The organism is Pelotomaculum terephthalicicum JT (assembly GCF_022410535.1).
Taxonomy (GTDB): domain Bacteria; phylum Bacillota; class Desulfotomaculia; order Desulfotomaculales; family Pelotomaculaceae; genus Pelotomaculum_D; species Pelotomaculum_D terephthalicicum.
The window spans coordinates 305,760-328,744 of record NZ_JAKNBL010000001.1 but is presented as its reverse complement, the minus strand read 5'-3'; the positions used below and the strand labels follow the sequence as shown (position 1 = coordinate 328,744).

Annotated in this window: 21 protein-coding genes and 1 pseudogene; 19 read left to right on the top strand and 3 right to left on the bottom strand. The window is 43.1% G+C overall.

Annotated features, from left to right (window positions below; all coding sequences use genetic code 11):
- Positions 1-413: 413 nt before the first annotated feature.
- The 10 genes from L9W92_RS01595 (at position 414) to L9W92_RS01550 (ending at position 10,593) form a co-directional block, all read left to right on the top strand.
- The gene (locus L9W92_RS01595; RefSeq protein ID WP_240082009.1) at positions 414-1,379 is read left to right on the top strand and encodes a hypothetical protein; all 966 of its coding nucleotides are present in this window, start codon (positions 414-416) and stop codon (positions 1,377-1,379) included.
- 267 nt (positions 1,380-1,646) lie between these two features.
- Positions 1,647-2,891, top strand: coding sequence for a three-Cys-motif partner protein TcmP (gene tcmP / locus L9W92_RS01590; protein WP_240082008.1), 1,245 nt, complete (start codon positions 1,647-1,649; stop codon positions 2,889-2,891).
- A 5-nt stretch (positions 2,892-2,896) separates the two neighbouring features.
- The gene (locus L9W92_RS01585) at positions 2,897-3,655 is read left to right on the top strand and encodes a radical SAM protein (protein WP_376741767.1); all 759 of its coding nucleotides are present in this window, start codon (positions 2,897-2,899) and stop codon (positions 3,653-3,655) included.
- Between the two features lie 160 nt (positions 3,656-3,815).
- Complete coding sequence (locus L9W92_RS01580; RefSeq protein WP_240082005.1) at positions 3,816-4,781, top strand: helix-turn-helix domain-containing protein; 966 nt, start codon at positions 3,816-3,818, stop codon at positions 4,779-4,781.
- Between the two features lie 424 nt (positions 4,782-5,205).
- A complete protein-coding gene (locus L9W92_RS01575; RefSeq protein WP_240082004.1) occupies positions 5,206-5,472 on the top strand; it encodes a hypothetical protein in 267 nt (88 codons plus the stop codon).
- Positions 5,462-5,662, top strand: coding sequence for a hypothetical protein (locus L9W92_RS01570; protein WP_240082003.1), 201 nt, complete (start codon positions 5,462-5,464; stop codon positions 5,660-5,662). The genes L9W92_RS01575 and L9W92_RS01570 overlap by 11 nt, the downstream gene beginning before the upstream one ends.
- Before the next feature lie 621 nt (positions 5,663-6,283).
- Positions 6,284-7,213, top strand: coding sequence for a copper amine oxidase N-terminal domain-containing protein (locus L9W92_RS01565; RefSeq protein WP_240082002.1), 930 nt, complete (start codon positions 6,284-6,286; stop codon positions 7,211-7,213).
- A 38-nt stretch (positions 7,214-7,251) separates the two neighbouring features.
- Positions 7,252-8,880: an Athe_2463 domain-containing protein gene (locus tag L9W92_RS01560; protein WP_240082001.1), complete on the top strand. Its 1,629-nt coding sequence runs from the start codon at positions 7,252-7,254 to the stop codon at positions 8,878-8,880.
- Positions 8,881-8,898: 18 nt separating this feature from the next.
- On the top strand, positions 8,899-9,582 hold the full coding sequence (locus tag L9W92_RS01555; protein WP_240082000.1) for a hypothetical protein: 684 nt from the start codon (positions 8,899-8,901) through the stop codon (positions 9,580-9,582).
- A 345-nt stretch (positions 9,583-9,927) separates the two neighbouring features.
- Positions 9,928-10,593 carry a hypothetical protein gene (locus tag L9W92_RS01550; protein WP_240081999.1) on the top strand — a complete coding sequence of 222 codons (666 nt, stop codon included), beginning with the start codon at positions 9,928-9,930 and terminating at the stop codon, positions 10,591-10,593.
- Between the two features lie 185 nt (positions 10,594-10,778).
- On the opposite strand, the gene L9W92_RS01545 is transcribed toward L9W92_RS01550, so the two are convergent.
- Positions 10,779-11,036 carry a hypothetical protein gene (locus tag L9W92_RS01545; RefSeq protein ID WP_240081998.1) on the bottom strand — a complete coding sequence of 86 codons (258 nt, stop codon included), beginning with the start codon at positions 11,034-11,036 and terminating at the stop codon, positions 10,779-10,781.
- Between the two features lie 610 nt (positions 11,037-11,646).
- Here L9W92_RS01545 and L9W92_RS01540 point away from each other — a divergent pair.
- The 4 genes from L9W92_RS01540 (at position 11,647) to L9W92_RS01525 (ending at position 14,870) form a co-directional block, all read left to right on the top strand.
- Complete coding sequence (locus L9W92_RS01540) at positions 11,647-12,723, top strand: hypothetical protein (protein WP_240081997.1); 1,077 nt, start codon at positions 11,647-11,649, stop codon at positions 12,721-12,723.
- A 203-nt stretch (positions 12,724-12,926) separates the two neighbouring features.
- A complete protein-coding gene (locus L9W92_RS19110) occupies positions 12,927-13,925 on the top strand; it encodes a tyrosine-type recombinase/integrase (RefSeq protein ID WP_240081996.1) in 999 nt (332 codons plus the stop codon).
- A 57-nt stretch (positions 13,926-13,982) separates the two neighbouring features.
- Positions 13,983-14,537 (top strand): hypothetical protein, encoded by a 555-nt coding sequence (locus L9W92_RS01530; protein ID WP_240081995.1) that lies wholly within the window; start codon positions 13,983-13,985, stop codon positions 14,535-14,537.
- Between the two features lie 120 nt (positions 14,538-14,657).
- On the top strand, positions 14,658-14,870 hold the full coding sequence (locus L9W92_RS01525; protein ID WP_240081994.1) for a hypothetical protein: 213 nt from the start codon (positions 14,658-14,660) through the stop codon (positions 14,868-14,870).
- On the opposite strand, the gene L9W92_RS01520 is transcribed toward L9W92_RS01525, so the two are convergent.
- The gene (locus L9W92_RS01520; RefSeq protein WP_240081993.1) at positions 14,861-15,763 is read right to left on the bottom strand and encodes a hypothetical protein; all 903 of its coding nucleotides are present in this window, start codon (positions 15,761-15,763) and stop codon (positions 14,861-14,863) included. The two genes, L9W92_RS01525 and L9W92_RS01520, sit on opposite strands and share 10 nt — an antisense overlap.
- Positions 15,764-16,169: 406 nt before the next feature.
- Between L9W92_RS01520 and L9W92_RS01515 the strand changes: the two genes are divergently transcribed.
- Both L9W92_RS01515 and L9W92_RS01510 read left to right on the top strand, forming a co-directional pair.
- The gene (locus tag L9W92_RS01515) at positions 16,170-16,562 is read left to right on the top strand and encodes a hypothetical protein (protein ID WP_240081992.1); all 393 of its coding nucleotides are present in this window, start codon (positions 16,170-16,172) and stop codon (positions 16,560-16,562) included.
- A 351-nt stretch (positions 16,563-16,913) separates the two neighbouring features.
- Positions 16,914-18,623 (top strand): recombinase family protein, encoded by a 1,710-nt coding sequence (locus L9W92_RS01510; protein ID WP_240081991.1) that lies wholly within the window; start codon positions 16,914-16,916, stop codon positions 18,621-18,623.
- Here the strand turns inward: L9W92_RS01510 and L9W92_RS01505 are convergent.
- Positions 18,549-18,827 (bottom strand): annotated as a pseudogene (locus tag L9W92_RS01505) (P-loop domain-containing protein); the annotation flags it as partial. The gene L9W92_RS01510 and the pseudogene L9W92_RS01505 sit on opposite strands and share 75 nt — an antisense overlap.
- 259 nt (positions 18,828-19,086) lie before the next feature.
- Between L9W92_RS01505 and L9W92_RS01500 the strand changes: the two are divergent.
- The 3 genes from L9W92_RS01500 to L9W92_RS01490 all read left to right on the top strand — a co-directional run bounded on the left by L9W92_RS01500 (position 19,087) and on the right by L9W92_RS01490 (position 22,971).
- Positions 19,087-19,680 (top strand): ANTAR domain-containing response regulator, encoded by a 594-nt coding sequence (locus L9W92_RS01500; RefSeq protein ID WP_240081989.1) that lies wholly within the window; start codon positions 19,087-19,089, stop codon positions 19,678-19,680.
- 206 nt (positions 19,681-19,886) lie between these two features.
- Positions 19,887-21,215: a glutamine synthetase family protein gene (locus tag L9W92_RS01495; protein ID WP_240081988.1), complete on the top strand. Its 1,329-nt coding sequence runs from the start codon at positions 19,887-19,889 to the stop codon at positions 21,213-21,215.
- A 178-nt stretch (positions 21,216-21,393) separates the two neighbouring features.
- Positions 21,394-22,971 (top strand): FMN-binding glutamate synthase family protein, encoded by a 1,578-nt coding sequence (locus tag L9W92_RS01490; RefSeq protein ID WP_240081987.1) that lies wholly within the window; start codon positions 21,394-21,396, stop codon positions 22,969-22,971.
- The last annotated feature ends 14 nt before the right edge of the window (positions 22,972-22,985 follow it).

Sequence of the window (22,985 nt, the reverse complement as noted above, 5' to 3'; positions counted from 1 at the left end):
ATTGAAAGTAAAGAAGGAGTCACATAATTCAACGTGGAAATATTACAAAAATTATCTATAATCCAGAGTACCTTAATATAGATGAATTTTCGATTATATGAAAACTTTAGTCGTTCAGCTCTCTCATAAATGCATAGTCAGTCGCCCCCCCGGCTGATACCGATATTAACGATCGTCACCTCGCGAAGTCCTATGGCATTCTGTTAGTGGTTAGTTTGAGCTACCTCACTTGATAATACAAATGTCTATACTGGGAAGCTGATTGTTAATTTGACCAGAATGTATTTCAGGTGAAGGAGATATCCCCGCACCAGGTGTGTAATAACCATAGATAAGCGGACATTGCGCTTCGTTGTGTCTGCTCATCCACTTATCGTTGTGCCGAATATTTTAAAGGAGAAAAATGAAGTTGGGTGAAAACTACAGTGACACAGAATAATTGGAGAGATGTTACACCTTACCCTAGGACAATCTTTGATATTTTAAATAAGTCTTTTGTGCAACTACAAGAAAAACACCCAGATAGTTTTCCCAATCTTCGAAACTCAAAAGATCTATTATTAGGATCAGATTATAGTGGAGAATCGCCAGATGCTCCTTATTATGTTTTTTCTTATTTAATTACTAGTTTAGAGAATTGGTCAGAATGGGAATATGCTCGACTAATAATAAGACAAAAAATATTCTCGGATTCCAGACGGATGTCATTCAAAAATCTCGGCGATAATCAGAGAAGAAAGGCACTTATACCTTTTCTTGAGGCGGCAAATTCTTTAAATGGTTTATCTTTTTCAATAGCAATTAATAAAAAATGTAAATCATTATTTTCCCATGATTCTCCTTTAGATCTAGAAAACCCAGATTTTATTCCATATAGGAAGTGGAAACCAGATGTTTTAGTTAAAGCTTTTACAATAATTCATTTTTTAAGCTTTCTAATAGCAGGATTATGTGAACAAGGACAAAATATATATTGGTTTACTGATGAAGATAACATTGCTGCTAACGATCAACGTGTTTGTGAACTAACTAATTTAGTTGCTTGGATTATTAATGATTATATTAGCTTCCCTTTAGGACATTTACGTTGTGGAACAAGTTGTTGTGATAATGGAACACGACAAATCGAAGATTTTATAGCAATACCAGATTTAATAGCCGGTGCACTATCTGAACAATTAAAAATGAACGCTAATGCCTTAAAAATTCCCAATGTCTTTTGGATCTATAGTGGGGATTTTTCTGAAAAAGCAAAAACAATTACATGGTGGTTTTCTCAATGTGGGTTTCCCTTAAAAAGGCTATTTTGTACAATTAATCCTTGCGAAAATGGTATAGGTGAAGAAGTCTCTTTTTTTCATTTTTATAATCAATGCTAAAGATACATTATCTAACTGAACAGTAAAAAACGATTGAAATCTGCCATATCAAGTTATTAAGTTTTATACTCCTAAAAAATGATTGTATATCCTCAAGATTAAAAATCGACAGTTTGCAATATGCGGTTATAGCAATTATAGGAAGTTTAGAAGCATATTGGCTTACAGTATAAATGTTATTTAGAAGAGAGAATAACTTGGGATTGTGTTTTGAAGGCAAGTCTGTTGATGGGAACTCAACAACAGTGTATCAAGGGAGCGAATATAATGTCTAAAAACAACCGTGATTTTTTCAAACAGAAGAAAATTTGGTCTGAAGTTAAAGACGAGTTGCTCGGTTGCTATTTGGTTCCGTATTTCAACAAGATGATGTCCATGAATAATCCAATCTTTTATGTGGATTGCTTTGCGGGCAAAGGAAAGTTTGATGACGGCAAGAACGGCTCACCGCTAACTGCGTTGGACAGTCTGGACAGGAGTATTGCGCATTATCGCGCCGCCCATCCCTATGGTAGCTCTACACCTCAAATCTGTATGCGATTTATAGAATTAAATCATGCAAAGGACTTAGAGGCAAACCTTGCGAGTCAACCTGCGGGGCGTTGTGAGATTATCGACGGCAAATTTGAGGATAATATTATATCCTTGCTGCAGGAGGCAAATAAAAAGTATCGCAATCCCAACGTATTTCTTTATGTTGATCCTTATGGAGTGAAGGTGTTAAACGCTGCTTTATTTGATTCACTGCCGATTTCATTCAGTACCGCCGAATTACTGATAAACCTTAACTCCTTCGGTTTTATTCGTGAGGCTTGCCGGGTCATGAAAGTGGGTTTTCGTGAAAGAGAAGATGAGATTTTCAGAGACATAGAAGAGTACGACAGTTCCGTGATGGATTCTATAGACGAACTCACTGCCATAGCGGGCGATGACTATTGGTTTTCGATTGTTGCCGATTACAGCAGAGGAATAATCGACTGCTACCAAGCTGAGAAGGAGTTTGCCAAACAATATAAACTCCACCTACGGCAAAAATATAACTATGTTTTGGATATGCCAATCCGTCTAAAAGCAGGACAGCATCCGAAGTACCGAATGGTTCATGCGACCAACCATCCTGACGGCTGTATACTTATGGCCGATAATATCGCCAAACGAACGGACCGTCTGGTTATTGATATTCAAAGCGGTGGGCAACTTTCCTTAATGACACAGACGGCTGAAAATGAAATAATTGACGATAGCATTCTTAAGGAGAAAGTTCGCGAACTGCTTTCAACAACAACAGAATTTACTCGCCTCAACAAGTTTTTAGCAGACTTTTATAACGAGCACGGCGTGCTATGCGATTTATCTCGTCTAAGTAGTGGTCGCGGAGGTTCTATACTTAAGACCTTTGAAAAGAACGGAGAAATTATCGTTTCGAGAGATCCAGCTTTTACTGATAAGGGCAAACCCACGAAATTTTGGCAAGAAGGCAAAGGCAATACCCTTATGCTAAGAAAGAAGTGATTGTAATGGACATCATAACGCGAAAGACCATGTTATACAAAACGGGCGTCGAATATGGAGATTATACAATGAACCATGTGTTAGGGTGTTCCCACGGATGCCTTTACCCCTGCTATGCGTTTTTGATGGCTAAGAGGTTTGGAAAGATTGCCAACTATGAGACGTGGTGTGCGCCTAAGTTGGTGAGCAACACGCTTGAAATACTCGACCATGAAATTCCTCGCTTGAAATCAAAGATTGAATCCGTCCAGCTTTGCTTTACCACCGACCCGTTTATGTTCGGATATGAAAAAGTTGGAGAAATGAGTATAGCGGCAATAAAAAAACTCAATGCGGCTGGCATTCGGTGTACAGTCCTCACAAAAGGACTGTTACCCATAGAGTTGACAGAACAATCTCCAGCAAATGAATATGGAATAACTCTTATTTCTCTTGACGAGAGTTACCGCCAAAGAATCGAACCCGGTGCGTCCCCATATGCGGATAGGATTGCCGCACTAAAAGCTCTGTTCGACAAAGGATCCCGGACGTGGGTGAGTATTGAACCTTATCCCACGCCGAATCTCATAAAACAGGATTTGGTTAATATATTAAATACTGTTTCGTTCGCCAATAAAATTATCTTTGGCCGAACAAACTACAGTAAAGAAGTTACGTCATTCACAACCCATAGGGCGTTCTATAATCAGCAGGTTGATATAGTAGTTGATTTTTGCAAAAAAAACAATATTAACTATTACATAAAAAAAGGTACGATCACTTAGGAAAATTACAATAACAAATTTGCATAATCCATATAATGGTAACGACAAACACTATAAACAGCAAAATAATAACATTGCCGTTAATGCGCCTGAGTACCCACAGGATGAAATATACCTGCGGCTTTTTTATTTTATAGAGGTTAAAATGGAGGTAGCAGTGATGAAAGAAAAAACCCTTGTTATTCTTGATCCAGTTTTGAAGAAAGGGTTTACAGCAGTACCTAATTCGGTTTTAACCGCACCAAGGCTGTCTTTGCCTGCAAAGTCCATCTATGCAATATTGCTAATGTTTGCCTGGCAAGAGGACGAGTGTTTTCCCGGACAAGAAAGACTAGCTGAAGTAGCTAACTGCACAGACAGGACAATTCGTAAATACCTTGATGAACTCAGGGAATTCGATTTAATTTCGTGGGTTCAGCGAGGGCTTAATCAGACCAACATCTACTATATCCATGATACTTCAAAAATACAGAGACTGAAAGCCTTGAGCGACAAGGACCGGAAAGCTCTTTCCGTTCCGGACCGGAAAGGATGTTCCGGTCAAGAACGGAAAGAGCTTTCCGACAAAGAATACTCAGTTAAAAGATCTGTTGTTGTTGTTGAGCAGCCCGGTGTGGGAAAAACTACAAATCATGAAATTGCAAGCAGCACTGTTGAGAATGACGGCGCTGCTTTTGCTTTGCCTCCGGCAAATACCGATGAAACTAATCAAGTAATCAACCACCAAACTTATACGGAAAATGGCAAGGAAGAAGAAAAGCCTGAAGAACCTCCGGCATGGGAACAGATTTGCTCAAAAGTCAGGGCAGTGGCCGGAGTTGATATATCCGTTAGCTTCGCAAAGGAGATTGAAAAGAAACACCCTCCGGAAAAAGTATCTTTAGTCCTTGACGAACTGCGCCGCCAGCTCTCACAGGAAGCCGAGATCCGGGGAGTGGGAGCCTGGCTGCGCTACGCGCTGGAAAACGATATCCAGCCGGACCAGCCGGCAAAGCCAAGTATAACTCATAAAAGTGGGGATAAAAACAACAACATAACCTCCAGAGATGGGCCCGGAGGTAATAGACATAAAAAGACACTAGAGAAGGAACGCAAGAAAGAATTTATCAAAACTTTGTATATCTGACGAGGGAGGCTTAAGCATGAAAGCGATCAGCGAAATACTTCCGGTTGTGCTAAGAAGAATTTGGGCAATCCAAACCAGAAAATGGGGATATGAGTCTGACTTATAATGTCTGGCCCCTTGGTGCTTAACCGTGCAGCCGCTGGGAATACCTGACCTGGTCGAAACCGGACACAGGAGCCGGTGGGAGTCTGAGCGGTGACGTAGCCGCAAGCGGAGCGGTTCCAGGGACCGGACATGTTTTTAAGAAAAGCTTTGGGAAGGAGGTGCTCAAAATAGCTTGAGGGCTGGTTACTTAGCGGTAGAACAGCCCTCAAAACCTAACAACCCAGGGGCCGCGGAGGCCTCCGGTGAGGTCAATTATAACATGCCGGTTGCCACCTGCGCTACCTGGGTAAATCCTAAAAATTAAAAGGAGGCGTACCAGGTGGCGCAAGAAAATTTGATGGTTGTACCGGCTCAGGATGCCGGGCGCGGCGCTGGCTTGGAGCAATATACTTACGTGGAATCCAGGATAATTGATTTTGCTTCAAGGTTTATGAACAGAACGGCTGAAGAACGAAGAAATTTCCTTGTTCTGGTGGAAGAACTTAACGATGATTCAGATGACAAAGTTAAAAATATAGCTCTCGAATTTATCAGGGACCTTTGCGAAGCGGCGGACAAAAGGGAAGGTGAACGCAGTGGCGCATGAAGTAAGGGAATTTAGTGAAACAATCATAATTATGCATGGCTTAGAGGTGGATTTTGCTAAGTTATCAAATGATGTGGTTCTTGTTAGTCTAGAGCTTGCAAAAAAGCTTATTTGTGAGGACAAGGGAACGGAAAAGCAGCAAAGCGTATTAGGTGATTGCAGTGGCACTGTGAAAAGGAGAGTGTCATAAATGGTGTTTATAGGGTGAGATATTATTACTTACCTGTAAAATTTTTGACATTTGGGTAATGTGATAGTGTCAAAGTATTTACAATCGCACATTTAAATAGGGGTGATGCCTGGCAATAGCGGTAAATATTTCTTGTGCGGCTTGTCAGAAATGGTAAAATAATGTTGGGTATACGGAACTGAGGGCGGGCCTCACCTGCCGGGGATTATAATCCGAAAGGGGGTGAGGCAGAAATGATTCAAATATCAGACGCAATTCAAATCGTAATAGCCGTAACTCTTCTGCTAACCCTCGTCGTGCTAATAGCTGACCGGCGGAAGTAATTGAAAGCCCTTGAAGCTGCTGTAACAGTTTCAAGGGCCTAAGACGAAACCCCGGCAAGCGAGGCACCTACGCCGTTCCTCAGTTTCAGTATTCCCATTAATTTAAGGAGTGATAACTTTAAGTAAATAATATATCCGGATTATGGGGGTTGTCAAGATTAGGAATGTGCCCGGTCAAGTAATCTTTTCTCAGGCGCGTGTGTTTGGCGTTTGGGAAGAGAAAGGGGCTTGGGTAGTATAAAATTATTACTCTTGGATTTTGATGGTCTAAAAAACAGACTTAAGGAGGTTTTTTAAAGTGAAGAGAGTTATTGTTTTTGTTGTTGTTCTAACCATGTTTACTATTTCGGTTCCCTGGCTGCGCACGGTTCACGCAGAGCAGGCAAGCCAGGATCAACCTGTCATTTCGGTAGTATTCAAAATCGGGGTGCCCTACTACGTTGTAAACTTGCAAACTCCTGGAGTAAAGATGGATGTATCCCCGTTCATCCAGAACGACCGGACTTACGTGCCGGTGCGCTTTCTGGGCAACGCTTTGGGAGTGAGCAATGAGAATATCACCTGGGACGATGATAGTCAGATGGCAACCATCAAGGGGGCTGGTGCAACACTGCAAATGACTATTGGAAACCTATGGATGAATGTCAACGGGGATAAACACGGCCAGGCTATGGATGTGACGCCGGTGCTTATGTCCTCGCCAACTTGGAGGACGTTCCTGCCAGCTCGGTACGTTGCCGAGGGATTAAAATTTCAAGTAACTTGGGACGAAGCAACACAGACCGTGGTTTGCTGGCCTGCGGGAACACCGGAGCCGGACGTGAGGGTTGCGGCAAACTGGTTAAGCTGGCAAAAGGAAGAGGCGGTAACTGGTACGTCAACGTTGAATAATTATCAGATACCGATAAATACGAGTCTACGTATTGATTGGGGTATAAAACCAAACGACCCTAATCACTGTGAAATGTATCTCTGGCTAGATATAACCAAAGAAGGTTCATGGAATGAAGCTGAAGCAATTCTATCCCAAGGTCTGGACAATCAGACGGTCAGCGAATTGATGGACTATGCTAGGCAGAAAACAGATATTAATCAGAAATTACCAGGGAGGTATTGGAATTCTTCTAATGGTAAATCCTCTCGCGTAAGCTCCAATTTTGGTGATACTGTAATTAATATAACGATTTGGAGCGTTCCACAGCCAGCAAACATTATATCAGGTAACTAAATAAAATTATTAGTTAAAAATAATAAGGAGTGTTTTTCGTGATTAAAAGATTGTTCGCTATGGCGGCGATCTTTCTTTTTTTGTTCGCTGCATATAGTAGGTATAGTTACGCCGAACTATACAATCCCGATCTAGCAATAGCCAATGCTCTGGCTGGTGGTTACTATACACAGGAAAGCAATGGTAAAAGTATCAATTATGTTCCTGTCTCAACACTGACAAATTATCAAGTAGGAAACAACTACTTTGGAGCTTTGGTGTACGGAAGTCCGCAAGATGTACCGGGAAACGATTATCGTAATGGTCAGTATCGTTATCTTGGTTACACGAAATATGGTGATAAATATACTAACATAGGTTTCCCTCCCGACTCTTACGCGAACGGGGCATATTTAGACGGGCAAGAGTGGATACCAGAACCTTGGAAAAATGGTGCTACTGGTATTACTGAACCAAACCCATACGATGGCTCAATGGAGTATTATCAAAACATTAAGAATGGCATTTACATGTATTATCAGGGTGGCACAAACATCAACGGCTATAATGTTGCTGGCGAGGCTGTATATCCGAATTTTTGGGACAACATCGTGCAGTATGTCCACATCCTTGCCCCCTCAACCCAATACGCCTGGGGAATTGGCAGGATGTGGCACCGCGATGAAAGTGGTAATCTTTGGTACTTAACAGTGCCACTTATGCCTACGGAACTTTTATCAGGTGGTTCGCAGCCTACACCTAAGTACCCTGACTATGCTATAACAAATGCCACTATTAACTCAACCAATATTGAAATTGGAAAAACCTGTAATATCTCATTTAATGTTAGCCAAATCGATCCGCAGTTTGCGGACTATAAAACTGTTTCATTAAAAGCGGACAGGGACGGTTATCAATTTTATTCCGGCAATTTATCTATCCGAAACACTGACGGGCAAAAAACTGTCACTATCCCCTGGACATGCCCGGGTGGTATTAGTAGTTCTTTAATTACCCTGAAGGTGAACGGCGGAAAAGTGCCGGGGGATTCTAACCATGCGATTGCTGAAAATGAAAGATACACCAACAACGAACAGATATTAAATATCACGGTGGGAGGTGGTGGTGAAACGCCGGAAGAACCGCAGCCTTCTCAGTACAATATATCCGGCACCAGTATTCGTTACAATGACGGTAAGACAACGGCTGATTTCGACAGCACATTTACTATGCCTGGTACGGCCGTAATACGTTTTTACGTTCAGAACAGCAGCGGTTCTTTGGAGCTTAAAGACAGTGCCATTCATAGCTTTTCGGCTCAAGGCTCTGTTTCGGCAAAATTTGATTATACTACCACTAATACAATTGTTGCTGCTGTTAACTGCTATTACAGCGGGGGGAGCTGGGTGCCTGAAAAGTATCACGGAAACGATCATATTGATAGACTTGAAACAACGTACAGTGATAACGTTCTTAGAATTACGCCGACCCGGCCGCCTTCTAGAGAATACCATGGGGAAAACTCTGTGAAGGTGACTGTGAAAGTGGTGGAAGAAAGAGTGACTTATGAGACCGTAGATGTATATGGATGGAAAATGGTTGGCAGTATTAATAACCCGCCAAAATTCAGAACACGGTTGGTCCCTAATCCCGGTGAACCAGGCGGGCCAGTTCCCTGGTATTACTAATTCGAAAGGATGGTTTTTATGATCCGATTTATTATGGTGTTAATTTCTCTGGCGATGTTTCTAGTACCTATGATTTACACTAGTTTTCAAGGTCCATATGTTTATGTGAGTGGTCAGAAGGCTCTTGTTAGAGTAGATCCAAATGAGACGGCAACGTATGCGGCTAAAACAACAGTGTGTTTTTATACACGTTCTATGGAGGCTGTTTTGTCTGCGCAAGGCATAAAGGATCGCTCAGGGTCCGGATATATATCCGGACCGGGTTATGTCTCTCTTGCTTCTAATACTTATGAAAGTATTTTTTATGACCAGTTAAAGTTTGACAATGCAACTAATTATGGAATCAAGGCTTATCCACTGGTAGAGGCCGATAGAGACGAAAAAGATTTCTCTGGAGGTGGATTTTTGGTGAAATCCCCGAATGTAGGTTCCGCTGTTTTGTATACTGCTGATGGTATAGATACTGATGCAAAGGGATATAACGTTAATATTACGGAAGTATCGGGTGATAATTTCTCTTTCACCACTCCAGAAGGAAGAAAGTTAACCTATTCCGATTCCGGATCTCCTATTGTACAAAACAACGCCTTTGTCGGTGCGGCGCAGGTGAGCATTGGTGAAAATGATACTGAAACAAACTGCAAGGGGTTGTCAGCGCCGGTGATGTACCGCGAATTGCTGAAAACTGAAAACGAAGGCTGATATTAATCATGTCGGCCAGGCCATAGACGGCAAGGCACTGGTGGTGCATTGGGACAAGTAGCAAGCTCCCTACTCCTGATCTAAAAACATCCTGAAAGCTGGTGGTCAATATACCAGACGATGCGGACGATACCCTTATTGAATGGCTGAAAATAGCCGAATCGACATTTGACGACTGGGACAACGAGGAAGATAGTGTGTATGATTGATGATAATATATAAGCAGGTCCATTAAATGGCAGCGGGTAGGGCTTCCCCACTGCCATTTAAATATGTGGGAAGTGTTGCAAGTGTAAAAATTTTTACACTTGCAACTTAACAATGATAAAGAAAAAGAGGGAGAATATGAAATTCCGAATTGACGGTCTGAGCCTATTTGGTAGCAGTCATTATGACACCCTGGAAGAAGCGAGGAAAAACATATTCGATAAAAAAGGCCGTAAGGGTAGTATTAACGTGGAAATGACGGAAAAAGAATATATCACCCTCATTAACAGCTATGAGGCTCAACTAGACAAAAACGTAGCTATGATCAATACCTTACAGCAGGAAAACCAAAAACAGAAAAAACAAATTGAAACACTGCAAAACACACTTGTTCATCCTGAAGTGGTGGAAAACATAAAACATCAAGCCCGTCAGCAGATAAATGCTGAAGTAGAGGCAAAGGAGAAAATAACAGAAGAGCTTACAAAACAGATAGAAATATTAACCAGGCGGGAAGAGGGCTTGAGAGAGGCCCTTGGCAGATGGCGAAAAAAAGCCACTGGCGAGGACTTGCGACCGCCAAAAGACTTAAAGCAAAAAGGATTCCAGTACCGAGTCGTAAAAAATAGAATAGTGAAGATGTATTTTCTGGAGAAATACCTGCCGCATTCCTTTGATACCGGTTTCAGTGAATTGGAAGGATATGCTCTGTTGGAACTTGCAAAGGGGGTTAACCTCAAAAAAATATATTTAGACCGTGGTAAGTGGGTAGCACAATACGAATCACTCAATCCGCTGGGATAATACTTTTAAGACCTTGCATTTTATGGTGCCTATGGTATTATTGTATTGTCTATTTAATCCTACACTACGTACCCTTCATGCTTAATGCGTGACGCTAAACGGCAAGAAGGAAAACATCAGATGCAAGCGTGATGCTGGCATATTGCATATCTGATGGGTAACATTTATGGGATTCTTCCACTATTTTATCTCCAGGAATAGTGCGGATGGAAGCTCCGGAGCATGTTGAGGGCGATAAGCGGCAACTGCTGAAGAATCTTACTGGCTCCAGGTAAAAACAAGCGAAAAGCGAGGCACAACTTGGAGAGCAAGGCCGAAGCGAAGAGCAAGGCTGTGCGGAAAAGAGCCAAGGAGCTGTGTGTAGACAATGTGATGCGGTACATCTGAACCGACTGCTGAAGGCGAAGATGTGTTTCACCAGTATTGGACGAAAACGGGTCCACCGGAAAAAAACCACGTTGGAGACGTGTGTTTCGGGTATTTGAAGGTTACTTGCCGGACCGGGAACTGACGGCATGGACGCGCTAAAGCGCGCCGGGTTTATTTAACCAAACCAAGTGGATGCTTGGTTGAGTGGGGATTTGGCAACTGACCCCATAAAATACGGCTAAAAAGGCACAGCACGATGATCGAGCAGTCTCAAAAAGACGTAAGTGCCTTCGCCACTGGAGCGTGAGTTCCACCCTTTGGGTTATGTGGCACCCCGGTGTTCAACGAACAGAACTTTGACAACATAACACCCGCTGCCGTCTCTGTCTTACGGAGCGATTTAAAAATCGCTGAGGCGATTTTTTAAAGGAGCGGAGTAAGACAGAGACGGCCAGAAATATCCCGGCAAATTCGCGGAGCGCGAGGTCTTCAGGGTTCGCTTAAAAAGAGAACCGCGAGAGTTGGCATCAGGGATGATTAGTTTTATTCTTTTTTAAGGGTCGGATAAAATCTGAACCTTTTTTGATTTTTATAGTAACTTTTATTAATGTTATCTACACTAAACACGGTTAAATAAGATGAGGCAATAAAAACAAGTAAATATGATTGTCAGAGGACATAAATATGGAAAAGAGGAATATAATTTATTCACCATTCTCAAGTATAACATTTGATTATAAGCATTGTTTTTTGTGTGGAGGATTACTAACTGATAGCAATGTAAGCGATGAACATGTCTTTCCTAAATGGCTTTTACATAAGTATGATTTATGGAACCAACGTTTGTGTTTATTTAATGAAACTTTAATTCCATATAAAAACCTTACAATTCCATGCTGCAATGATTGCAATGGAGTTTATTTATCTAAATTGGAAAATGATATAAAGTCTGCTATAGAACATGGTTATAAGAGTTTTATGGAGCTTGATGAAATAACAATCTTTAAATGGATGACTAAATTATTTTACGGATTATTGTTCAAGGACTTATCATTATCTGTAGATCGAGCAAATCCTCAAAAAGGACATTTAATGGAACCCGAGATGCTTTCAAAATTTAAGATAGTACATGTTTTTCTTCAATCCGTAAAGCCAAAAGTAAAATTTACAGGAAATGTTTTTTCATTATTTGTTTTTAATGTACATACAAATCCTAAGAATGATAACAAATTGGATTTTTTCTTTTCAGATGATTTGCTCCGTTTGCAGCTTGCCATTCAAGTGGGTGACACTGGAATAATTTGTTGTATTGGCGAAGATGGAATAATTAAAGAATCATTGGATAACTATTTGAAGCCATTTTACTCTATAAAGATTCACCCAATACAATTTCGTGAAATTATTGGTAGAGTTTTTTACAAGAAATATATATTACAGGTTCCACCGGCATATATTTTTGTTAACTCTGAAGATGAATGTTCGATAGTTTCAATGCTTTCATCTTTTACTGGTAAATATTTTGCAGATATTAAACAAAAAGAATTAGCCTATTTTATATATAAGCAGTTGAAACCTTTAGGATTTACAGAAGAAGATATTTATCATACTAAACTTGATGCAGTCACAAGTTATTTAACTAATCATTATGGAAATGTTCATTTGATCGATCAGTATGGGAACGTTATCAGTGATGTTACCATTAAGCATAATGGTTATAAAGGAGATTTATTTCCCCCAAAAAATAATAAACCAAATAATTAAATAATATCCATGACAAAAAGAACTTTTATTGTTGCACAACATTAACAGATTACGCTATATACAGGGATAGGTAGTGTGGCGAATTTTGCAGATTGCATAAACTCATATTTAAAGTTATGGGCATTCGAATTATAGTACAACACGATAATCCGGATGCCTTCTAATATTTACCGGCTGTGTAGCCGGTTTTAATCTTTTAGGGGGTGATTTGTATTTCCATCATTAAGTATAAGTATAAAAAAACTGGTGTTGGTGTGGTGGATAATCTCGGTGCACAGTTGGAAAAAGTGATCAGGGGAGCCAGTCAAGGGAGCATTGAAACGAAATACCGTTATATCGCCGCCGCCAATAGGTTTATCGGTTTTGTGGGAGTTCACTTTAAGCTGAAAAAGCTTCAAAACATCCAGGACAAGCATATTGAAGCTTACGCGGCGCACATGAAAAGCCGCGGCTGTAGCGACAAGTATGTAAAGAACGATCTAAGCGGGATAAGATACCTGCACCGGCAGATCCCGCAGGCAAGGTATAGCTTAAAAGATAGTAAGACGGCAAATAAGGAAATGGGGCTGGGCAGTACTCCTGACGGAAGGGCGGACAGGGCATGGACGGAACGTGAGCTTTCTCAGATGAAGGCCAGGGCTGTGTCAATTGGCCGGTATGACATCAACAGGACCATGGAAGCGATCAGGTCCACGGGAATGAGGTTGGACGAAGCGGCCAGCCTCCGGCGCTCTGTAGTTGAGGATGCGCTGAAGTCTGGCGTATTACATTTGAAAAACACCAAAGGTGGCCGCCCCAGGGAAGTACCTCTTACCGACAGAGCTGTAGCTGTCTTTCAAGAGGCGCTGAGGAATTCTTCCCGGGGTGGCTATGCTTTTACCCCAGCTGGCATGAGGGTTCATGTTTATGAGAAGAAAGTTGAAAATTTTATATACAATCACCGTAAAAAAATTCAGGATCAGGAGAGGAAATTTACCGGCCACAACCTGGTTCCTAATGATAAGGGCGCTCTTACGCCTCACGGGTTGCGGCACTCTTTTGGCCGCGAATTTATTACTAAGCGGTTTAAGGAATACCTTTCCTCAGGTATGGGCAGGGAAAGAGCTATGACGATGGCTAGAGAGGATACAACGAAGGTTCTTGGTCACGACAGGAAAGAGACAACTTACATCTATGCTCCGGAGAATTTGTTGAACTTTTAGTAATAATCTTGATTGGAGAGTGATTATCAGTGGAATTCAGACTGGGAGTAGAGATTCATGTTAGATAAATATGTTCTCCCAAAGCGAGTTTATATAAGTTCTCACGCGACTGAAATGTATTTAAGCCGCGTACTTGGAAAGCCGTCAACCAAAAGAAATTTTCAGACTGCCCGACTTTTTTTAAGTCATATGTTAAGTAATCGTGTATGTCGTTTTATTGGATCTCGAAGGGACGAAGCGGCTTTTCGTCTTAAATTAGCTTTTTGTGGCATTGTATTCATTTACGAGCCGCGATGTAATGAGGTCTATACGATTTATCTGGATAAAAAAAGCGAGGAACGTTTAGAAATGTGCATGCGAATACCTGCTGACTTTATAGTATCAGAGCAAGTTAAGAGTAAACTGGGGAAAAGAATCAGGGAAAAACTTTTTAGGTATGAGTGGCCGGTTGTAACGGCAAAAGCGAAGCCTAACCGCCCAACGTCCATATTATGTGTGAAGGCTGGTAACTGGCTTATTAACCTGGATATGGTGAAAAGAGAGGTTTCAGGTGCTTTACTATTTGGATGTCCTTCTAAGGATTATGAGTTAGAGAAAGATTTTGATTATTAAATTGGACGTGCTTAATAATGGCGGCCAGTCCCTGCCTGCCGGTTTACTTGTATAAGAAGCAAGTAAAAATAGACCCCTGCGTGGGGTCTATTATATTAGTTCTGAAAGGATGAGTTAAAAGTGAAAGAAAGAAAGGTTAGTAAGAAATCTATTATTCTTAGTTTTCTTGAAAAACAGGACCAAATACCAGTATCTGAAATAGCTATATTACTATATGGAAATTACAGTATGTTGGAACATGTTAAAGTTGTAAATTTGTTATCTGCTTATCGAGCCAATGATCCAAGATTTAAAAATATAAGGGTGCGTAATAAACATATTTGTTATGTGTAATATTTGCTTTCATAAGTAGCAATCGGATTGGCTGTGAAATATATGGAATCATTTTGAGGACTGGTGCATGAACAGTAATAATTATACTTACTATGATCCGCTTTGACTTCCACAAAACGACATAACATAAGCGCATCTAATGTTGCCGCTTTTTTTAGACGTGGTGTATCAGGTAACTGTATTCCACGAGATAATTTGTGATCCGGTGGGTAGTATATATTCTCTTCTTGTTGTAGTAAAAGGATAGGCCTTGTATCTCTGATTTCTATACATCGTGAGATAGGGTAAAATTGTTCTAATTTATAATACTCTCTTGTCTTAACACGCCATAGAACATATCGTAGGGCAAGGTTAAGCATGTTAGGAAGATTTTCTTCAGTAAATGGACCTTTAATTAATATATTAAGAAGATTAATAGCATCTTTTTTGCTGAAAACGTCTAGTTTACTTGACGCAGATTGACTAGCCTCAAATCGAGCCAGAACCTGAGCTGCACAACAACTAAACGATTTTTGCCATGATACAGGTTCAACAATTTGACGAAGATTATATTCAGTTTGAAAATTTTCGTTAAAAATCTCAGCATAATGCCTAATGTCTTCAAAATCCGGATCATCTTCAAATACCCAGTCTGACGGAATTTCCCGGATCGATTGTGTATTCGTCTCCTTTTCTATTTTATCAAATAAAATGTTACTTAAAAACTGATTTATATATTTGCCCCAACGGGTTCCTATATCCCATGCAGCTGAAGGGCGAATAAACCGGATACCAGATATATAGGCTGTAAGTGTGCTATAAGGTATACCAAAAGACTTAGCTACTTCTGTTACATGATTATCACTTGCAATTACTGTTAAATCTAATATGCTTCCAGGTCGTAAAGAGAACATTATTATACCTCTTTCAACATAGTTTTTTACATTGTGGTTGGATAGCCTAACTCTTGATAATTATATCAATGTGTAATTATGAATTGTGATGTGTGAATTGAACTAAGGCAACCCGTTTTTTATATCATGGCCGGTTCCATATTATCTCCTAAGTAGTAGCCCTCCCGGATCTTCCTGGAGATCTGCCCTGAATTAATTATACACATTATACAATGTTTGTGAAATATTTTCTTGACATTTGTGTTAACACATTCTACAATAAATGTAGAATTACTGATAGTATTTAGATATTATTTTATTATTTTACATTCCCGTGGACCCGGTCCCGCCCCGGTATAATAAGCGCGGGTGCCTGTACTATAAAAGGCTGCGTCGTAAATACGCGTTAAGAATAGGGGGGAGTCTTTTGATTTTTCCGCCGGTGACTAAAGTAGTTTTTGCCGCTGACGCGAGCGGCAAAATAAAAGCTCGCCTAAAACCAGGTACGGCGGCGAGAGATCTTAGACGAAAAAAAGCACGAAAAATTTCTGATAATTTAATCCAATATGATGCAGAATGGAAGGACAAAGAACCTATTGTGCCGCGTGATGACGAAATAATTCTAATAGGGACAATCTCTAAATATTCAATGAGAAGAAGTTGGTTGAAAACTGATAAAAAAACACTCAACAATATTTTCGAACACAACGAGAGAGTAGCTAGACTAGTCATGCCTGGTCTAGAAAGCATTCCCTTGGGTGATCCACATCCGGTGACAGACATTATGCTTATTTATAAAAAATGTTCGCTAGTTAATTAAACTACCGGCAGAATATCAATAACAAAGCTAGAACACTAAAAAAACCGGGAATTCCCGGTTTTTTTTAGTGTTCTAGGATTTAAATTTGCCCAGGTCTTTTTTTGTATTAGGACAAGACTTTATTTTCATAAGATATTAGGGGGTGGTGCCTTGAAAAAAGGGAAAAACGCAGGAAACAAGAAGGTATGTGAGAGTAGTTGGCGTGTAGTAGTTGAGGCCGTGGGCACGCCCGGACAGCGTGAACAGGCAATCAAACAAGCGACTAGATATGTTCTTTCGCGAATTACAAACAGGAAAAAGACACCCCGATCTGGAAATCTAAGTCGTTAAATATCCTAAGGGGGTGGCTTATTGCTTGCGGTAATTTATCTCAGAGTGAGTACAGAGGATCAAGCCCGGGAGGGGTACAGCCTGGAGGTCCAGGAGGAAAGGTGTCGGCGGCGGGCTAGTGAACTTGGGTGTAAACGGGTGGAGGTTTTTTGTGACGATGTTACCGGTGAAATTCTCAATCGTCCTGCTCTTACATTGATACTGGAACGAATCCAACAAGGTGGAGTAGATTATTTCATCTGCTTTGATCCTGACCGGTTGGCCAGGAAACTTATGAATCAATTGGTTATCACAGAAAAAATTGAACAAGCTAGAGTCAAGATTGATTTTATCAATTTCGAGTGGCGTGACACTCCCGATGGAAGGCTATTTTACCAACTCCGGGGTTCTATTGCTGAATTTGAAAAAGCTAAAATATTAATGAGGACCAGTGATGGTAAAAAGAAGAAAGCCGAGAAAGGAATGCTTACGCATAGCCCCGGTATCTATGGATATGGCTATGATAAAGAAACAGATACCCTTTGGGTCAATCAGGAGGAGGCTCGTGTGGTATGCATGATGTATTCCTGGGTGCTGGAGGCCGGACGGGGGCAGTATGTTGGCCCTTATGAAGTCGCCCGCAGGTTAAATGACATGCAGATATCGCCTCCCAGAGGGCCGAGAGACAAAAGTAAAGAGGCATACTGGCATCGTGGTACTGTGCGTCGCATACTCACGAATGAAACTTATACCGGTACATTGTATTTGCGGGTAGAAGACTCAACGGGAGTTAAGAATAACCGCTATCGCGCACCGGAAGAAAAAGTTTCACGTAAAAAAAGACCTCGGGAAGAATGGTGTGCCGTACAGGTTCCGTTAATTGTTGAGCGGCAGATCTGGGAGGAAGTGCAGTACCGGCTGCGGGATGCGAGACGAATAAAACCGGGTATGTCAATCGAGCAGTATCTTTTAAGTGGTTTGGTCCGGTGCGGAGCTCCCGAATGTGGCCATACGATGCACGGCAACCGTATTTCGAGAAGAAGCAGGGTGAAAGACAGCATAAAATATTACAGATATTACGTCTGTACGGCGAAAAGTCCCGGTATTACTGGGGTGGAACGTTGCCGGTCTTCAAGCGTGCCTGCTGACCGGTTGGAGAAAATCGTATGGGATAAAGTATCGGGTTGGCTGACCAACCCACAAGTGCTTGCTATGGAATTAAAGGAGCAAGGTGTTGGAGAAAACTTAAAGCTATTAGAGGAAGAAATAGTGGGAGTGCGACAGCAACTTGATGCAGCTGGCGAGGAACGCGCCCGAATTATTCGTGGATACCAAAAGGGTATTATACCTGAAGATGAGGGCGATAAGATTCTGATTGAGATTAAAGAGCGGGTCGAGAGGATGGAAAAACGACTGGCGGAATTGATTGAAGAATCCCACCGTCAGCAACTCCTGGAAGAAGAGCAACTAGCTTTTAGAGAGGCTGTGGATGAATTCGCCGGCAGGCTGCAAGAACTGACTTTCGAGGAAAAGCGACATGTAGTTCGCTTACTGGTTGATAAGGTTATTGTTGAAGGCCGGAATGTTGTTATAAGGGGCCGGATACCAGGTGTTTTGCCAGGTGGTAGCGGCCTTAATAATAGTGAAAAAGTATTAGACAATGGGAACTTCACTCTGCGGGGCGGTCCCGTCGATCATCGCCACACGAATGGCCGGGATATGGATGCCATCCAGAGAGTCGTTGTCGGATGAACAGCAGTGGAACTCAACATCGTATCCTTTCTCCAACATCGTTTCGCCGATTTTGCGCATAAACGTTGATTTTCCGACACCCGGCCCGCCTTTTAAAATGAAGACGCGGGTGGCGTCTTTTTCAATAATATGATCGTAGAAAGAATAAAAGCCTAGTGATGTGTTGCCGCCGGGGAATAGTTTGGTCAGTTTCCCATTTGCCATTATCCAAACCTCCTTGTTTGGTTTAATATGTCGCAAAAGGTGACTTGCCAAGACGGAATCAAATCAGTGTTTGGCCGGGGTTTTTAATATGTAAACGTATTGCTCTGTCTTAAATATCTATTATAAAAAGCAGAGGTTATGATTTGTTTGGGCAGGGAATTAATGGAGGGCTATTTCCCCGTCTTGCGGCGGGAGTATCTTTATTGAACATGGTGTGTTAAAATAAAGTTCAATTCACAGTCGTTTCGAGGTGTGTCCCATGTTTGGGGCCAGGATCGTTATTGCCGATGCTGATGTTAATTCTCGTAAAAAGTTAAAAGAAATTCTGATCCTCGCGGGTTATCTCGTGGTCGGCGAGGTGAGTGAAGGCAGGAGCGCTCTCAAGGTGGTCTTTCAGACCGACCCCGATCTTGTTATTATGGATACAATGTTGCCGGGCGCGGCAGGTCTGGATATTATCAGAATTATTGAAGAACACCGGGTTGCTCCGGTAATCCTGCTGGCCGACTCCCGGGGACGGGATATGCTGGAAGAAGTCAAAGATTCCTGGATTTTTGCTTTCCTGGTAAAGCCGGTAAGCGACGCGCAGCTGGTTCCCGCCATAGAAATAGCAATTGCTAACTTTAGGAAATTCATCAAGCTGGAAGAGGAAAATAAAGGGCTTAAACAAGCGCTGGAAGAAAGAAAACTTGTGGAAAAAGCCAAGGGCTTGCTGATGGAGGCCAGGGCGCTAAGTGAGAAAGAAGCTTATAAATACTTGCAGAGATTAAGCATGGACAATTGTGTGCCGATAGTCAGGGTCGCGAAAAAAGTTATTAAACTCTATAGCAAAAAGGATAATAAGCGCCAGTGATTGTATACAATATTTTATTTGTAAACCGGTTGATTTTTTAAGAGTAAATGTTTATACTTGTTTATGTAACTTAATACTTTTTGGGGCAAAGGCGTCCTTTGAAGACCGGTAGAATTACCGGGTCTTTGGAGGGCATTTTTTATTTTTATATGAAAAGAAATGCGTTATCAGTATCTAGATTATGAATAAATAAATGGAGGTTTACTTTGAAAGTCTTAACCAGAGAGGAAGTATTGGAAAAAGCCAAAGAATATAATGTCAAATTTATCCGCCTGCAATTTACCGACATTTTCGGTTCTTTTAAAAATATTGCCATTACTGTAGAAGAACTGGAAAGGGCGCTGGCAGGACAGGTCATGTTTGACAGCGCCGTTGTCGAAGGTTTTATTCGCAACCAAGAAAGCGAAATTTATCTTTACCCCGATCCGGCCACGTTTGAGATCTTTCCTTGGCGTCCCAGGGACGGCGCGGTAGCCAGGCTGATCTGCGACATCTGTTCCGCGGAAGGAGAAACTTTTCCCGGCTGCTCCCGCTCCGCCCTGAAAAGAGTGTTGAAAAAAACTGCCGGCACGGGGTTGCAGTTGCGGGCCGGCGCGGAAATTGAGTTTTTTTTGTTCCACGCCAATGAACAGGGCAAGGCCACCACTATCACTCATGATCACGCGGGTTACTGTGATTTGTCTCCGGTGGATTTGGGTGAAAACGCGCGGCGGGATATGGTGCTGACGCTGGAAGAAATGGGCTTTGAGATTTCTTCCTCCCACCACGAGATAGCTCCCGGACAGCACGGGATATTTATCAAGGAGGACAGTGCCTTAGCGATCGCGGACAAAATCGCCACCTTTAAATTTGTTGTGCGGACCATCGCCCAGCGGCACGGGCTGCACGCGTCATTTATGCCTAAACCGCTTGCTGGGGAAAAGGGCTCCGGTATGCGCCTGCACTTGTCGCTTTGGCGTGAGGGAAAGAATATCCTTGAAGACTCGAATGACGGTTTGGGCTTGAGTGAGACGGCCTATCATTATATCGGGGGCGTACTGGGGCATGCCCGGGCGATTACGGCTATTGCCAACCCGCTGATTAATTCGTACAAGCGGCTGCTGCCGGACGAACTGTCTCCGTGTCTGGTGGCCTGGTCTGAAAAGAACCGCAGCGCAATGATCCGTGTCCCCGCGCAGCGGGGGTACGGTACCCGTTTCATTCTGCGCAGTCCCGATCCGGCCTGCAACTCTTATTTGGTCCTGGCCTCTGTTCTGGCGGCTGGAGAGCGCGGTCTTGCCGCAAAGATTGAGCCTCCGCAGCCGTTGCCGGAAAATCACCCGGGACGCGGAGGGCTGAGGGAATTGGTCAGAAACAACGGGCTGCCGCGCTCCTTTAACGAGGCATTGCATGCCCTCGCTGAGGATGAGACTGTCTGCGCGGCGCTGGGGGAACACATAGCCAGGTGTTACCTGGAAGCAAAAAGAGAGGAATGGGAGCGCTTTATGGCTGAAGTCCACCAGTGGGAGCTTGACGAGTATCTGGCCAACTATTGAAAAGCTTGGAACAGGCTACTCCCAGGGAGGCACAGGGTGATCAAGAAATGACCTTTGGTCTTGAGCTAAATATCTGATTAACGAACTGGAAGGGAGGGGGACCCACCAAATTATAATCCGGCGATGTTTCACAAAGAACAGAGAATAAAAGAGAGAGATAATTTAGGAGGATGGTACAATGACATTCAGTAAAGGCATTAATGCCAGCGCGGCTACTTTAACCAAGCTGCGCACCGGAGACAGCAAGTGTGAATTTAGCGGCATGTGTGTAACCTGTCTGGACGGCTGCCCGGGTTTGTGCGAGATCGGCAAATCTTCCGTCCGCAGCAAAGAAGTGCTCTACCCGCAGCCTTTCGGGAAAACTACCTCGGCTTCGCAAAAGGATTATCCGGTTGATTACTCCCACTTCAACATTATGGGTACGGCTGTCGGCGCGATCGGTATCGAAGCTGACTCCGATAAAGCGATATTCCCGGCCGTAAGCCTGGAAACTGAAGTCGGCTCTGTAAATAAGATCAGCCTGGACCTGCCCATTGTGGTAGCGGCCATGGGGTCCACCAATGTTGCCGCCGACAACTGGGATCACCTGGCGGCCGGCGCTGCTATTTCGGGTATCGGTATCGCCATTGGTGAGAATGTCTGCGCCATGGACCCCCATGTGGAGATCAAGAACGGACGTGTTGTTCACTCGCCGAACCTGGAAAAGCGGGTTAAAGACTTCCAGAGATGGTACAACGGCAAGGGCTTTATCGCGGTGCAGGCCAATGTCGAGGACACTACGCTTGGTGTTCAGGAATACGCTTTGGAAAAACTCGGCGTCGATGTCGTTGAAATCAAGTGGGGCCAGGGCGCCAAGGATATTGGCGGCGAAGTCAAGCTGAACACGCTGGAGCGGGCGCTTCAACTCAAGAGCCGGGGTTATATCGTGCTGCCCAATCCGGAAGATCCGAAAGTCCAGGCGGCGTATAAAGAAGGCGCTTTCACTGAGTTTGAGCGGCACTCCCGGGTTGGCATGGTCAGCCAGGAAGGATTTATGGCCCGTGTGGAAGCCCTGCGCAACGCCGGGGCCAAGCATGTCATGCTCAAAACCGGAGCCTACCGGCCGGCGGACTTGGCCAGGGCGGTGAAATTCGCTTCCGACGCCAAGATTGACTTGCTTACCGTTGACGGCGCCGGTGGCGGCACCGGCATGAGCCCGTGGCGGATGATGAACGAATGGGGCGTCCCGACGGTATATATCCAGGCGCTCCTGGTTAAGTATCTTGATAAACTGGCTGCCAAAGGAGCTTTTATTCCCCCGGTGGCCATCGCCGGCGGCTTTACCCTGGAAGACCATATGTACAAAGGCCTGGCCATGGGAGCCCCGTACATCAAAGCGATCGGCATGGCCCGTTCGCCTCTTACCGCCGCCATGGTCGGCAAGACTGTCGGTGAAGCGATTAAGAGCGGCAAGGTTCCGCCTGAATACAAGAAATATGGCGCGAATCTGGAGCAGGTTTTTGTGGCCGCGAATGAGTTGAAAAACAAGCTGGGCAGTGATTTTAACAACCTGCCGGCCGGCGCTATCGGTGTTTACAGCTATTGCGAGCGTCTGGCCCAGGGCTTAAGGCAATTCATGTGCGGCGCCCGCAAGTTTGCTCTCCAGTATATCACCAGGGATGACCTTGTCGCCCTGACCAAGGAAGCCGCGGAAATTACCGGCATCCGCTATGTCATGGACGCGGACGCGGAAGAAGTTGAGCAAATTTTAAGCTAAGCCTTAATAAAACA